Origin of the sequence: Paenibacillus brevis (assembly GCF_018919145.1) — a bacterium.
Lineage (GTDB): Bacteria > Bacillota > Bacilli > Paenibacillales > Paenibacillaceae > Fontibacillus > Fontibacillus brevis.
In genome coordinates this window covers 86,616-101,499 of record NZ_JAHLQJ010000004.1, presented here as the reverse complement: position 1 = coordinate 101,499, position 14,884 = coordinate 86,616, and the positions used below count along the sequence as shown (strand labels likewise).

9 protein-coding genes and 1 tRNA gene are annotated in these 14,884 nt (G+C 51.0%); 7 read left to right on the top strand and 3 right to left on the bottom strand.

Features of this window, described 5'->3' with window-relative positions:
• Positions 1-81 precede the first annotated feature (81 nt).
• The 4 genes from KQJ23_RS05815 to KQJ23_RS05800 all read left to right on the top strand — a co-directional run bounded on the left by KQJ23_RS05815 (position 82) and on the right by KQJ23_RS05800 (position 3,584).
• A complete protein-coding gene (locus KQJ23_RS05815) occupies positions 82-972 on the top strand; it encodes a pectinesterase family protein (protein ID WP_216477746.1) in 891 nt (296 codons plus the stop codon).
• 50 nt (positions 973-1,022) lie between these two features.
• The gene (locus tag KQJ23_RS05810; protein WP_216477745.1) at positions 1,023-2,063 is read left to right on the top strand and encodes an alpha/beta hydrolase family protein; all 1,041 of its coding nucleotides are present in this window, start codon (positions 1,023-1,025) and stop codon (positions 2,061-2,063) included.
• 30 nt (positions 2,064-2,093) lie between these two features.
• Entirely contained in the window at positions 2,094-3,236 is a 1,143-nt protein-coding gene (locus tag KQJ23_RS05805) for a glycoside hydrolase family 88/105 protein (RefSeq protein WP_216477744.1), read from the top strand.
• Between the two features lie 260 nt (positions 3,237-3,496).
• Positions 3,497-3,584 (top strand) — tRNA-Leu (locus KQJ23_RS05800).
• An 84-nt stretch (positions 3,585-3,668) separates the two neighbouring features.
• Here KQJ23_RS05800 and KQJ23_RS05795 read toward each other — a convergent pair.
• The 3 genes from KQJ23_RS05795 to KQJ23_RS05785 form a co-directional block, all read right to left on the bottom strand.
• Positions 3,669-4,049, bottom strand: a complete 381-nt coding sequence (locus tag KQJ23_RS05795) for a hypothetical protein (RefSeq protein WP_216477743.1) — start codon at positions 4,047-4,049, stop codon at positions 3,669-3,671.
• A 73-nt stretch (positions 4,050-4,122) separates the two neighbouring features.
• Positions 4,123-5,169 carry a HAMP domain-containing sensor histidine kinase gene (locus tag KQJ23_RS05790; RefSeq protein ID WP_216477742.1) on the bottom strand — a complete coding sequence of 349 codons (1,047 nt, stop codon included), beginning with the start codon at positions 5,167-5,169 and terminating at the stop codon, positions 4,123-4,125.
• Positions 5,166-5,837 (bottom strand): response regulator transcription factor, encoded by a 672-nt coding sequence (locus KQJ23_RS05785; protein ID WP_216477741.1) that lies wholly within the window; start codon positions 5,835-5,837, stop codon positions 5,166-5,168. The genes KQJ23_RS05790 and KQJ23_RS05785 overlap by 4 nt, the downstream gene beginning before the upstream one ends.
• 180 nt (positions 5,838-6,017) lie before the next feature.
• On the opposite strand from KQJ23_RS05785, the gene KQJ23_RS05780 reads away from it, so the two are divergent.
• The 3 genes from KQJ23_RS05780 (at position 6,018) to KQJ23_RS05770 (ending at position 14,850) form a co-directional block, all read left to right on the top strand.
• Entirely contained in the window at positions 6,018-7,022 is a 1,005-nt protein-coding gene (locus KQJ23_RS05780) for an NAD-dependent epimerase/dehydratase family protein (protein WP_216477740.1), read from the top strand.
• 5 nt (positions 7,023-7,027) lie between these two features.
• Positions 7,028-8,335, top strand: coding sequence for a methyl-accepting chemotaxis protein (locus KQJ23_RS05775; protein WP_216477739.1), 1,308 nt, complete (start codon positions 7,028-7,030; stop codon positions 8,333-8,335).
• 305 nt (positions 8,336-8,640) lie between these two features.
• The gene (locus KQJ23_RS05770; RefSeq protein WP_216477738.1) at positions 8,641-14,850 is read left to right on the top strand and encodes an OmpL47-type beta-barrel domain-containing protein; all 6,210 of its coding nucleotides are present in this window, start codon (positions 8,641-8,643) and stop codon (positions 14,848-14,850) included.
• The last annotated feature ends 34 nt before the right edge of the window (positions 14,851-14,884 follow it).

Sequence of the window (14,884 nt, the reverse complement as noted above, 5' to 3'; positions counted from 1 at the left end):
TGGAACACTTCGTGATCAAAAGATGACTTTTTGAACTACCTCTTATAGAATAAATACCTTGAAAATCGAAAGGAGTCAAACATGCTGATCACGGTTTCCAAACAAAGCGATGAAGGTTTCGATAGTCTGCAGGCGGCGCTGGATTCCATTCCGCAGGGTCACAAATCGGAGGTAACGATACGGATCAAGCCCGGTGTCTATGAAGAGAAGATCACGGTGGGACCGGAGGCTCCGGCGATCCTGTTGCTTGGGGAAGACTCGCAGTCGACAATTATATCCTGGTCGGATAATGCGCATACGCTTGGTCCGGATGGAGAGCCGCTCGGAACCTTCAGAAGCGGTACGCTGAATGTGTATGCCGAGAACTTCACGGCCGAGAATTTGACGATCCGCAATGCCTCCGGGCCAGGGACCGGGCAAGCGGTGGCAGCCTTCGTGGATGCGGGAAGGGCGGTGTTCCGCCGGGTGAGCTTGCTCGGCGATCAGGATACGCTGTATACCGGATGCGGCAAGCAATATTACAACGAGTGCTACATCGAAGGGGATGTGGATTATATTTTCGGCGCGGCGACGGCGTTGTTTGACCGCTGCCATCTGCATAACAAGCGCTCTCGCGGGTATATTACCGCCGCCTCCACACCGGAAGGCGAGCCGTTCGGTTATGTGTTCCTGGACTGTCGCATCACCGGGGGCCAAGGGGTAAGCGAGGTGTATCTGGGGCGTCCATGGCGTCCGCATGCGCATGTCGCATTTATTCGTACCCGGATGGATGCTTCGATTATCGGAGAAGGCTGGCACAATTGGGGACAGCCTGACCGCGAGCAGACCAGCCGATATGAAGAATTCGGCAGCAGCGGTCCCGGTGCGAACCCTGCGGCCAGAGTAACTTGGTCCCGTCAACTGACAGACGAGGAAGCAGCGGAGTATCGAGTGATTACGGTGTTGGACGGCTGGCATCCCGAGGGTTACTAGGGCATCCTCGCAAGGTATTCTTGTCATTAGTTAGGAAGGGAGAAGCGATCATGTCCACATTGGAGCAATTTATGAAAGGACTGACAGATGCCGCACCGCGCAGAAGTTCATTTCACCGTAACACTTCCTTTGAGGAGTGGAGAGCCAAGTTAGCGGCCGGGTTGACAGTGCGGCTTGGCGGGTTCCCTGAATCTCTGGGGGAGCTGCAGCCGGTAAAGCTTGAACGGGTGTCTTGCCCCGGTTATATACGGGAACGCCTAGAAATCACGACCTGCAAGGGAATGCGTATGGCTGTGTATCTTCTAATTCCGGATTCTCCACTGGCTTCACCTGCTCCGGCAGTTATCACTGTTCATGGACATGGCTATGGCAGCCGGGATATCGTCGGCCTGATGGCAGACGGAATGGAGCGCTCGGGGCCGCCTGGATTGCATAAGGATTTTGCAGTGTCTCTGGTGAAGCAAGGCTTCATCGTCGCGGCTCCGGAGCTGCTTGGATTCGGGGATAGAAGGCTCGCGGAGGATATAGCCGGCGGAGATGCAACGAAAAATTCCTGTTACCGCCTGTCCACGGCTTTGCTGTTGGCCGGGCATACGATGGCTGGATTCCGTATCTATGAGACGATGAGGGTGCTGGACTATTTGCGAACCCTCGAAGAAGTGGCGCCGAATCGCATAGGTATCATGGGGATTTCCGGCGGAGGCTTGGTAGCCGGCTTGACGGCTGCGCTTGATGAGCGGATTGCCTGTGCGGTGGTCAGCGGCTATGCGGGCACTTTTGCAACCAGTATTTTAACCCGGCACCATTGCCTTGATAATTATATCCCGGGGATTTTGCTAGAGGCCGAAATGCCGGATTTGCTTGGCTTGATCGCCCCGCGCGGGTTATTTCTGGAATCGGGAGATACCGATCACTTATTCGGACCGGATGGAGCAAGGCAGGCGCTGGACCGGTTGAAGCTGATCTATGATGCGGCAGGCTGCTCCGGACGGGTAGAGGCAGACTTTTTCGCCGGGGGACACGAGATCCATGGTGCTCCGGCATTCGCCTGGTTGCGAGAGCAGTTAGCAGGTGAACGCCGTCATCTTTAGCGCAGCCAATCGACGACAGGAGGAATCGAAATGACGGAAGTTCAGACAGCGGCGGAATCAACCGCAAGGTGCTGGTCTCGTAAAATCGCGGATACGATATTGGGAGAATGCAACGCACAGGGCGATCACGAATTTGTGCTGCAGCGCTGGGCGTATGTGCCCGGCATGCTGCTGATGGCTATGGCTCGGGCGGGATTACTGCATGAAGAACCGTGCTATCTTTCGTATATGCAGCGGCATATGGACACTTTTATAGGGGAGGACGGTTCAATCTGTTCTTATACGCTTGAGGAATACAATCTGGATCAGATCAATCAAGGAAAAAATCTGTTTCAGCTGGTTCGAGAGATCGGAGAGGAGCGCTATGCCAAAGCCGCCCATCTGCTGGCCGTCCAACTGGTCGGGCACCCCCGCACCTCTGAAGGGGGATTTTGGCACAAGAAGGTATACCCTTATCAGATGTGGCTTGACGGCTTATACATGGCATCTCCGTTTCTGGCAGAGTATGCCCGGGTGTTTGAACGCCCGGACTTAATGGATGAAGCCGCTCATCAGTTGCTGTTAATCGAGCGCAAGACGCGTGATCCGCGAACCGGTCTGCTGTACCATGGCTGGGACGAGTCGCGGGAGCAGGAGTGGGCTGACTCCGTCACAGGCCTATCCTCTCATTTCTGGAGTAGGGCGATGGGCTGGTATGCGATGGCCGTTGTCGATTGCCTCGAGCATTTTCCGGTTGATCATCCGAAGCGGGGCACGATTATCGGTATTTTTCAACGGCTGTGTCAGGCACTGGCAAGGGTTCAGGACCAGAAAAGCGGACTATGGTATCAGGTGCTGGATCAAGGAGGACGAAAGGGGAATTACTTGGAGGCTTCGGGCTCCTGCATGTTCGTTTATGCCATGGCCAAAGGGCTTAGGCTGCGTTATCTGGAGCCATCCTTTGAGGAGATCATGCTTAAAGGCTACGAAGGCATATTAACGCATTTGGCCCAAGAAGATGAGCGGGGAGTCCATTTGCACGGGATTTGCCATGGCGCCGGATTAAGCAAGGACCGCAACGGTTCTTACGATTATTATGTCTCCGAGGCCGTTGTTTCAGATGCTCCGATGGGCGTTGCTCCGTTCCTGCTGGCATCGCTTGAAGTGGAACGATATGGGGACGAACGGAAATAGGAAGCGGCAAGCTCAATTTTATTTATAGTTGCTCAGCCCGTACTCGCAAATGAGGTTGAGCTCCTCCGGAGCCATCAGGCCGGATCGAAATAAATTCATCAACAGCTTCCATCCATTACATCGTCGGCGGAGCCGAATTCCCCGACATGAGCGCGAAGCTTCATCCCGTAAGATGGGGCATCCAATCTGCTTGTTGACTATCTATTCGTATCATGATAACATATATTTCGTTGCCGTTAAATTAACGGTATCACAAAAATGCGGTCGTGGCGGAATTGGCAGACGCGCACGGTTCAGGTCCGTGTGGGCTAACCCCCCGTGGAGGTTCGAGTCCTCTCGACCGCACCATCCCTAAGATGAATAAGCTCTTGAATTTCCCGATAGGGGAGTCCAAGAGCTTTTTGCATGTCTTTATAAGCAGCCTTAAGAATCTTAATTCTCGCCCATTAGCTCTTGACTAAGTCTCATAATCTCGGGAGCCAGCTTCTCACGCTGTTTTTTCGTGATGGAATGGAAAAGCGGATAAGCCAGAGCTATGCCCGCTAGACCGATGACCCCGATCACGATGCCCGGGACCATCAGGATGTCTTTCCAAACCATCGTACAGCTCATTCCGATGCCAAGGAGCAACGCACCTGCCGTACCGACTAGGATGGAAATGAGGGTTCCGCGCGATTCAGCACTCTTATCAAGCCTGCGCAGCTGTTCCATCTTATCTTCTTCTTTTGGAATATACTTCTGGCGGATATGTTTCACTTCCTCTTGTTGCTTGGGGGAATACATGTAGGTAAAATTCTTGGTTTCGTTATTCATGTCGACCATGACCTCCTTTGGGTTTATAAATTTATTATAGAAAGCAGTTATTTTAGAAATGATGACGTTATATTTAGGAAATACTCAGCTTTACAAGGAAGGTGCTTCCCTTTCCCAGCTCACTTTCAACCCGAATTTCGCCGCCCACAATATCAATGACCCGCTTAACCAAGGCAAGCCCGAGGCCGTTGCCCTGTGTCATATGGGATTCATCGCCTTGGTAGAATTTCTCGAAGATATGCCTTCCAACCTCCGGACTCATCCCGCAGCCTGTATCCGAAACCTTTACTACGGCCCAGCCGTCATCCGCGGCAAGACTGACGGTTATTTTGCCGTGAGGTTCGGTAAACTTCATGGCATTAGAAATCAGATTGTTCCACACCAGCGTCAAAAGCTCCGCATCCGCTTCTACCGAGATGTCTTCCTCTATGTTGGTATCCAACTCCAATTCTTTCTCTTCCCAAGTGCTCTCGAATCCCAACAGGCATTCGGAAAGCTGCCTGCCCAGATTATATCTTTGGATTTCCGGAAAAATCTGTTGATTTTCCAGCTTGCTCAATCGCAAAATGTTGGTGATCAAATCCGACAGCCGTTGAGAAGCTGATGTGAGCGTCTTGGCATACTCCATTCTTTTATCTTCCGGCAGAGCCGGGTCTTGAAGCATAGTCGAATAATTTTGGATCACGGCTAGAGGCGTCTTTAGTTCGTGGGAGACATTAGCGATGAAATCGGAGCGCAACGTTTCGATGCCGGAGAGTTCTCGCGCCATTTGATTAAAGTGTTCAATGATAATATCGAATTCATTTCTGCTGTTCGGTCCATGAATCGAATGGATGCGTGTTTTGAGATCACCTTGCGTTATGCGGCGCGTGGCTTCCAGAATTCGCTTTACGGGGCGCTCTACAGTATATTTTCGGCGAATCCCGTCAAACAGGCAAAACAGGCCGCTCAGGAAAACAATGTTGGCAAAGGTTCTTATTGCATTTCCCCTGACTTCCGTCTCCGAAATATCCATCCCTGCGAAAAACAGCAGGAAGCTGCAGCTGACCACGAATGAGGTGAAAAGGAAGAAGATCAGGTAATTCCAAAAGGAAAACAGGCTGCGTTCGTTCTCTTTCACTTCAACACCGCCTTGTACCCTAGTCCATGCACGGTAACGATTTCAAACTCACTACACTTGGAAAATTTGTCCCGTAGTTTTGTCATATACACATCCACGGTTCTGGGACTGGAGGAAGTCTCGGAATCCCAGAACTCGTCCATTAACTGGAAACGGGTAAATGTTTTCTTTGGATAGGCCAGCAGCTTATACAGCAGGTTGAACTCCCGAACGGTCAAGGGAATTTCCTCTTCCTTTAAATAGGCCGTATGCTCTTCGGCATCCAGGATCAGATTTCCGATTTCAAGCCGTTTGCTGGACGCGATCTTCGCTCTGCGCAGCAAAGCGCCAATGCGCAGGAGCAATTCATCCAAATCGACGGGCTTTACCATGTAGTCGTCTATTCCTGCGCGAAATCCCCGCTGTTTGGAGGCAAAATCATCCCGTGCTGTTATGAATAGGATCGGGATCTCTTGATTCAGCCCCCGGACGGTTTCGGCAAATTCAAAACCGTCTACCTCAGGCATCATGATGTCGGAGATGATCAGATCGAACAGATTGCCATACATCGTGTCGTATGCTTCCATCGCGTTAAGGCACCCCATAGCCTGATATCCGTTCTGATTTAAATAAGCGCAGATGGCGTGATTCAATTCTTTGTTGTCTTCGGTAACCAATATTTTGAACATAGGATGCGCCTCCCCACAAAATTAATTTTATTATAACGGAGAGTTGTTAAAGTTATGTTGTTGTTTTACTCTTAAGCTCTTTAGCATTTCTTAAACATTTTCAAAGCAATTCATAAACAACTCATAGGTAAGGTAGAGACATGCAATTTAATTTGGACCTATGAGAGGAGATTTATATTTATGAAAGAGACGATTTATTTGCTGACGGGTGCCGCCGGATTTTTGGGCAACAACATTTCCCATAAGCTTGCTTCCGAAGGGAAGAAGGTTCGAGCGCTGGTATTGAACGGCGATCCTGCGGTGAAATATGTGCCGGGTAAGGCAGAAGTCGTGTTTGGTGATCTGACGGATATGAAGTCGTTGAAGGCTTTCTTCGATGTACCTGAAAATCACGAAATCATCGTAATCCACTGTGCAAGCCTTGTGACGACATCTCCCGAGCCAAGCCAAAAGGTGTACGACGTCAATGTAACCGGGACTCAAAATGTTGTGGATTTGTGTGTGGCCAAGCAGGTGAAAAAGTTGGTACACGTCAGTTCTACAGGGGCTATTCTTGAAGAGCCGCATGGTGAGATCATCCGGGAGCCGGAACAGTTTTTCCCGGACCAGGTAGTCGGCTATTATGCAAAAACAAAAGCCATCGCCACGCAATATGTTTTGGAAGCGGTACGGAATAAAGGTCTGGATGCCTCGATCATCTATCCTTCAGGAATAGCGGGACCGAACGACAGTGCCTTTGGTCCGTTGGTGAGTTTTGTGACTCGCTATTGCCGTGGAGAAATTCGCGTGGGGGTTGAAGGATCCTTCAACGCTGTAGATGTTCGCGATCTTGCGGACGGCATCATTGCATGCACCGGGCAAGGACGGCGGGGAGAGGGATATATTTTGAGCAATGAGATGGTGCCGATGCGGAAGATGTTTGATCTGATCAGCGAAGCCAGCGGGGCCAAACGGGTCGAAACGATTCTGACACCGGAACAGATGCAGGCCATGTCGCAGGGGAGTATGGTCGAATCGGAAGGCGGGTCCAATCTGGAAGCTTTAAAATTTGAAATCTATAACTTAACCCGGAATAATCAGTTTTCATCCGTAAAAGCAAAGAATGAGCTAGGCTTCCGTACAAGGCCATTTCAGGAGACGATCATTGACACGGTAGCTTGGCTCCGCAGCGAGGGGAAGATCTAGCCTATATGAAATTCAATTCTATCAAATGGAAGCTGGTATTAGCCGTTATCATCGTTCAAATTGTCAGCTCCAATATTGGGGGAGCCATCAATGTGGGACTGTCTCACGCAAACAAAGTATTTGATCGCTGGGGCGTTAGCGCTCATTTAGCGGACGGCTCCTTGGGAGTGGCGGCTACAGCTGTGCTGAGCATTCTGTTTTCATCATTTATGGTCGTTTTCATTTATGATAAATTAGTGTTGAAAAAACTATCTAAGGTGATAGCTTACACCGACGAAATGGGAAAAGGCGATTTTTCTCAAGAGCTTGTCTTTAAAGGTAATGACGATCTAAGTCAACTGGCAAAGTCTTTAAGTGGGGCCGTTTCAAATATAAAGAGCTTATTGATAGAAATTTCGACGGCTTCACAGACCATTGGCCACTCAAGTGCCAGATTATTGGCGTCCGTCAGTGAATCTTCCGTTTCTATCAGCAATATCAACGATTCTTCCATAAAAATGTCCAGCCAGACGGAAGCTTTAAGCGCCAATATGGAAGAGGCGAATGCTTCTGTGCAAGAAATTCACTCCGTAACATCCAATCTGCTGGACAAAGCCCAAAATGTGATGGATTTTTCGACTGAGATGAAAAGAAGGGCCCTACGAATGAAGGGTGAAGTCGCGCAATCGATCAACAGCAGCCGGGAGATCTATATTCAAAGGCAGGAAGACATATTAAGAGCCATAGAAGCAAGCAAATCGGTAGAAGAAATACAGATCATTGCCGAAACAATCCGGGAACTGACGGACCAGACCAGTCTGTTAGCGCTAAATGCGGCAATTGAAGCTTCCAGAGCTGGTGAGCAGGGAAAAGGATTTGCTGTCGTGGCTAATGAAGTAAAAAAACTGGCTGAACAGTGTGCATCGGCTATTAGCAACATTGATTCGGTTGTAAATCGCATCAGAGTCGCTTTTAATCAGCTATCCTCAAGCTCCCAGAAGGTTTTGGATTACATCAGCACGGATGTTACATCTCAATTCGAGCTATTGCTTCAAACCGGAGTAGAATATGAGCGTGATGCGGAATCCATCTCTAATCTATCGATCGATGTAGATGGCTGTGCCGATTCCGTAACACATTACATCAAGGATATTGGCAGCGTGATTGAAGCGGTTGCCGAGATGTCTTTGCAGACCTTGAATTCTGCGGAGCAAATCAGCACCCATTTGTCGGGAATTACTTTAATGATGGAAGAAACTAATGGTTCAATGGAGCAACAAAATGATTTATCTATGCGGTTGAAAAAATCGGTTGGTCAATTTGTTTTTTCGTAGCATAGAAAGATTGAATTCTCTCGACCGCATGACCTGCAATGAAAAAGCTCTGGAATTCCCCGGTGGGGGAGTTCCAGAGCTTTTTTGTATGCTGGAATTTTAGCTAGCAGGGTGGACATTTAAATGTCTACTTATCCCGGCATTCGCAAGAATCTATAATAATTATCACATAAGAGTACTTCGAGAAAAGTGCGCTTAACTCGACCTATTGCGGGAAAGGGAAAGGTGAAGTGATGAAACTTAAGGAGATGAGCAACAGGAAAAGGACCGGGCTCTTCGTACTTTTGGCAGGACTAATAATATTTATGTTAGGTACAAGCATGATCAGGGCCGATGAAGCGGTGATCGAGATCTTCTCAGCGGAGGAATTGGCGATGATCGGGGTCGATCCGGCTTATCCGGATAACGGCCAATATGTCCTGATGCAGGATATCGATTTAACAGGCTTCGGAAATTGGCAGCCGATCTCACACTCGAATTATGACGGGTTTACGGGGCATTTTAACGGCAACGGAAATACGATTCATGGGCTAACGATTCAAGTAGGCGTTGAATATAATCAAGGTTTATTCTCCAAAATCGGCAAGGGAGGATTCGTCGAAAACTTAAATCTGGAGGCTGTGTCAATTAGTACAGACGGTTCCGCTGCAGGTGGATTGGCAGGATGGAATGATGGAACGATCACAGGCATACAAGTCACCGGTGGTTCTGTCACTGCGAGGAGCGAGGTTGGTGGGTTAATTGGACGGAATATCGGCACGATTTCGAATGCTATGACAGCCGTCTCCGTTGAAGCGCTGAATGATTCATCTTGGGCCGGAGGCCTGGTGGGAATCGACTATGGAGGTGTCCGTTCTTCTTCGGCTTCGGGCTCCGTTACCGGCGTAAGAACGGTAGGAGGATTAATCGGACAATCCTCGGGGAATCTCCAGGATGTGAGCGCATCCGGCGATGTTCAGGGGGAATCCGGCATCGGGGGGTTAATCGGCTACTTTGAGGGGACTGGAAACCAGTTGATAAATGGTGAAGCCACGGGCAAGGTCAGCGGAACAAGCGGCATTGGGGGATTGATCGGTTCCGCATCCCCGGGAGTCGCCATGGTGAGCGGATCTATGGCATCGGGTGATGTCATTGCTGGAGATTACTATGCCGGCGGATTGATCGGATCGAATGGTGCGCCAATATCAAATTCGCATGCGGGGGGCAATGTAAGCGGAACACTTTTTGCCGGAGGGCTCGCTGGAAGAAATACTGGAAATATCGCAGATTCCTCGGCATCAGGGAATGTCAGCGGATCAGACTATGTTGGCGGATTGGTTGGGGATAATGAAGGGTTTTTATCGGGTGTTCATGCAACGGGAACGGTGACGGCTAGCGGATCAACCAGCGGCTACATTGGCGGCCTGATCGGACAGAACAACAATGACGTGACCGACAGTTATGCCGAAGGGGATGTCATTGCCGATGGCAGTTCTGTCGGCGGATTAATCGGCTACCAATATCAAAAATCTGTGCGGAATAGTTATGCGCTCGGACAAGTACAAGGGATGAGTTCTGCCGGTGGACTCATAGGAAACGCGAATTATGCCACGTTATCGAATAGTTATGCTGCCGGATCAGTCTTGGGTACAGACAAAGCCGGTGGTCTATTGGGAAGCGGAATGACGACGGTCATCGAGCATAGCTCAGCATCCGGCATGGTGGAAGGGACGGACCGTGTCGGCGGGCTTGCAGGGGGGATGACTTTTGGTTCCAAAATCATAAACAGCTATGCTGCCGGATCGGTTACGGGACAGGAGAGAGTCGGCGGATTGATCGGCGAAGGAGAGGAATACAGCGGGCAAACGATTCAGATCATGAACGGAACCGCCTTTGGGGATGTCCAGGGGGCAACTAGAGTAGGGGGATTGGCAGGGTTTTGCTCGTGCAGCATTGATCAATCGTATGCTATGGGGGAAATAACCGGGATATCCGGTTCTGGCATTGGGGGATTGGTCGGATATCTTCAATACGGCTATCTTAAAAACAGCTATGCATCGGGGAATATTACGGGTTCAGATGCAATTACAGTCGGAGGTCTGGTCGGTTATGCAAACAATTCGGTGGAATTCTCCTATGCGACAGGAAATATTAGGGGCTCTTTCACCACATATGGAGGATTTGCTGGGAGCGTTAAAAGCGGCAGTACTTTGAAGAATGCCTATTATTCCGGCGATGCGACAGGAGGAAATACGCTTGGAACATATCGGACGGCGGAACAGATCAAACAGAAGGATCAGCTTTCAGGATTCAGCTTCGTCAGTTCCGGGTCATTGACTAAGCCGTGGTTAATTGTGCCCGGAGAGACAGCACCGTTCCCGCGGAACGAATATGCCGCTCAACCGGTTATCCAGATGAACACTTCGTCTTCAACAACGCTTACCCTGGGAGAAAATCTGAATTTTTCAGGTGTGGTTGCCCTGGAATCTGAAACGAATCCCTATGTAGACAGCAGAATGAAGCCGCTTTATGCCTACTATACGATTCTGGATCAGAATGGTCGGGCGATGGTTACGCATAGCATGATGAACATAACCAATCCCGGGGAGACAGAAGCCTTCGGAGAATCCGTGACGATCGATTCCCGGTTTCCGGTAAACCAGAACTATACGCTTGAAATATGGGCAATGACGAAAAAGGGGGGAGTAGCAGTTCATTCCCAACCCTTTCAGGTCATCGTTCCGGTCGAAATGACGCTACATGGTGAATTGGCGGACGGGACGGTATATATGGAGAATGAATGGACGCAGGAAGCGGTGTATATTCGTGCTGACTTCCTAAATGATGTGGCTGATAAAAGGCAATACAGCATTACAGATGCCTCGATCGTAGACCCGGCTTCGATCACGGATTGGATAAATTATGCAGAACCGATCGCAATCCGTTCCTCGGGTGCATACAAGGTCTGGGTACGAACGGAAAATGGTATCGGCATGGACTCGCATCAATCGTTCCAGATAGGCATCGATACGGATGCGCCTGCAACGCCTGTGCTTCATGCCGCAGGTCCGATCAATTCGGAAGCATGGTCGAACGGGCCGGTTACACTGACGATATCTGAAGGCGCGGATGCATTAAGCGGCCCCGATTATTCGGAATATAAGCTCGGAGCTGACGGAACCTGGACGAGGTACGCAGGCGGAATTGAATGGGGGACCGAAGGGATCACGGAAATAAAGGCCCGGACGGTTGATAAAGCCGGCAACATAGGCCCGGAAGCAGAGTTAGAGCTCAAGCTTGATTTAACGGGCCCTTCGGAACCAACTATTCAGGTTGCGGGAGCAGCCAACGGTACTGGAAGCTGGGCGAATAATTCGGTCTCCGTGGAGATCACGGAGGGGGTAGATATGCTGAGCGGCGTGAATTACACGGAGTATAAGCTCGGAACGAATGGAGTGTGGACTCAGTATATCGATAGCTTGACCTTGAGTAATGAAGGCATTACAGAGGTTTATGCCCGGACGGTTGACAGGGCTGGCAATTTAGGGGCAGAAGCCAAGGGAGAAGTCAAGCTCGATCTATCGGATCCGGCAGCTCCAACGATACAAGTGGAAGGAGCTCCAGCATCGGGAAGCTGGACAAGAGGGCCGGCAGCTGTGACGATTATTGAGGGAGCGGATACGCTTAGCGGCCCTGACTATACGGAGTATAAGCTTGGTGCCCATGGAGCTTGGACGTCGTATACGTCAGATTTCGTGCTCGGCGATGAAGGAATAACCGAGGTCTATGCCCGGACGGTTGACAAGGCCGGCAACATCGGGCCGGCAGCTGAATTTGAAGCGAAGGTTGACATGACGGTTCCTTCAGAGCCGATAATTCAGATGGGCGGACCTTTCGTGGACGGCTGGGCAACCGGCCCGATCACGGTGACCATTTCGGACGGAGCGGATATGCAGAGCGGCGTAGACTATACAGAGTACAAAATCGGCGCAAGCGGGGCCTGGAGTAAGTATACTGCGGGCTTTACGATAAACACGGAAGGCGTTACGGAGATTTACGCGCGTACCATGGATAAAGTCGGCCATGCCGGATTGGAAGCGAAGGCAGCAGCGAACGTGGATATAACCGGCCCTGCGGCTCCAACGATTCAAGTATCAGGTGCGACCGGCGCGGAAAATTGGGCGGATGGCCCCATCACGATAAGGATTACAGACGGGACGGATGATCAGAGCGGAGCAGGTTACTCGGAATACAAGATCGGGTCCAGCGGAGCCTGGACAACGTACACGTCCGAATTTACGGTAAACGATGAAGGGGTCACGATGATCTATACCCGCACCGTTGATAAAGCGGGTAATATCGGGATGGAAGCAGAGTATGAAGCCAAGATCGATACGACAGGCCCGGCCGAACCTGCGATTCAGGTGACGGGCTCCCTGAACACGAATGGCTGGTCCGGCACACCGGTCAGCGTGAAGATCGTAGAGGGAGCGGATGTATTAAGCGGATCGGATCATACGGAATTTAAGGTTGGGGCGAGCGGAGCCTGGACGGCGTACACGTCCGAATTTACGGTAAGCGATGAAGGGGTCACGATGATTTATGCCCGAACCGTCGATAAGGCTGGCAATGCCGGGACGGAAGCAGAGCAGGAAGCTAAGGTAGATACGACAGGTCCGAGTGAGCCGGAGATTCAGCTGAAAGGGACCATCAGTCCGAACGGCTGGTCAGGCAGACCGGTCACGGTAGCGATCTTGGAAGGAAATGACGCACATAGCGGAGCGGACTATACGGAGTATAAGCTAGGGGCAAACGGAGCATGGACGCCGTATACGGCTGAATTTGTACTGAACGATGAAGGGATCACGAAGATCTATGCCCGGACAGTGGATAGGGCCGGAAATGTCGGAGCGGAGACCGAACGGGAGGGTAAGCTTGATCTGACGGGACCGCTTGCACCAATCATCCAAACGGCTGGTACGGCTGGTATTGAGGACTGGTGGACTGAACCGGTTGCAGTGTTGATCTCGGAAGGAGCCGACACATATAGCGGAGCAGATTATACGGAGTATAAGCTCGGGGCCAGCGGAGCGTGGACGACATATACGGGCGATTTGACCCTGAATATTGAAGGAATCACGAAGATTTATGCCCGAACCGTCGATATGGCCGGGAATGCAGGAGCAGAGGCCGACCTGGAAATAAAGCTAGATATGACAGGTCCTTCGGAACCGGTCATCGATTTGACGGGACCGGGGGCGCCTAACGGGAATGACAGCTGGGATGTTGGCCCGATCACGGTAAGCATCGATGATGGCCTGGATGATTGGAGCGGTACGGATTACACGGAATATAAGATCAATGATGGACAATGGACGAAGGTCACAACCTCTTTCACCGTCGGCGATGCCTACGAAACGATGGTTTACGCCCGTTCGATTGATCTTGTCGGGAATCTGGGCAAAGAACATTCCCGCAAAGTGACGATCACAAGCAAGAGACCGCAACCGCCGTCAGGTGGAGGAGGCGGGGGGACGAGCGCCCCTGCTCCAACAACTACCCAGGCGCCGCCCGCACAAGGGCAAGCGACCCTGCCGGCCGGGGAAGCTGGGTATCTGGAAAGAAACCGGACGATCTATGTATCGATTCCGAAAGGGGCGACCAATCGGGAGTTGCTCATTACGCTTGAGCCATCAAGAGAGAATCCGGCCCTGCCGGAGGAATTGAAGGCAAAACGCATCACCGGCGTCTATGAACTATCGGGAGGCTTGGCAGGAAGGTTGCTGCGCGAGATCACCGTTGCGTTTGAGGTTGATGCTTCCTTGCTGGAGAGCAACGAGAAGGCGGAAATTTTCCTGTACTCCGAAGAAGAGCAGATCTGGATTTCGCTCGGCGGAGAGCTGACAGGGAGCCGTCTCACGGCGCAAACCGATCAATTCGGCTTATTTGCGGTATTTGCTGTAGATACAGGAAGAAATAAAGCAGAGGAAAGACCGGTGCAATCCCTTTCCGATCTTCAGGGACATTGGGCAGCGGAGTCTATCCGGACCGCCTTGGAAATGGGGATCGTTAAAGGGTATACTGACGGTACCTTTAAGCCGAATCATCAGGTTAGCCGGGCCGAATTCATTGTAATGCTCGTCAATGCGCTCAAGCTGAACGAAGCGACGGGCGGGCTTCACTTTACGGACGCATCAAAGATCGGTCAATGGGCTGTGTCGGCGATCGCTCAAGCACTTGCATCCGGCATTGTGAACGGTTATGAGGATGGAAGCTTCAGACCGGATAAGCCGATTACCCGCGCCGAGATGGCGAGCATGCTGGCCAATGCACTGGGACTGCGCGGAGAGGGTGCTGCGGTTACCGGCTTTGCGGATGATAGTTCAATCCCCGGATGGGTGAAGGACGCAGCGGAAGCATTGCGTTCGCTCGGCATCGTGAGCGGACGGAGCGATAACAAGTTCGCTCCTGACAGTCTGGCATCCCGGGCGGAGGCTATAACGGTGATACTGAGAATGCTTGAACATCGGAATTAATGATTGTGAGCTCCCCATAAGATAGACAGGTGAG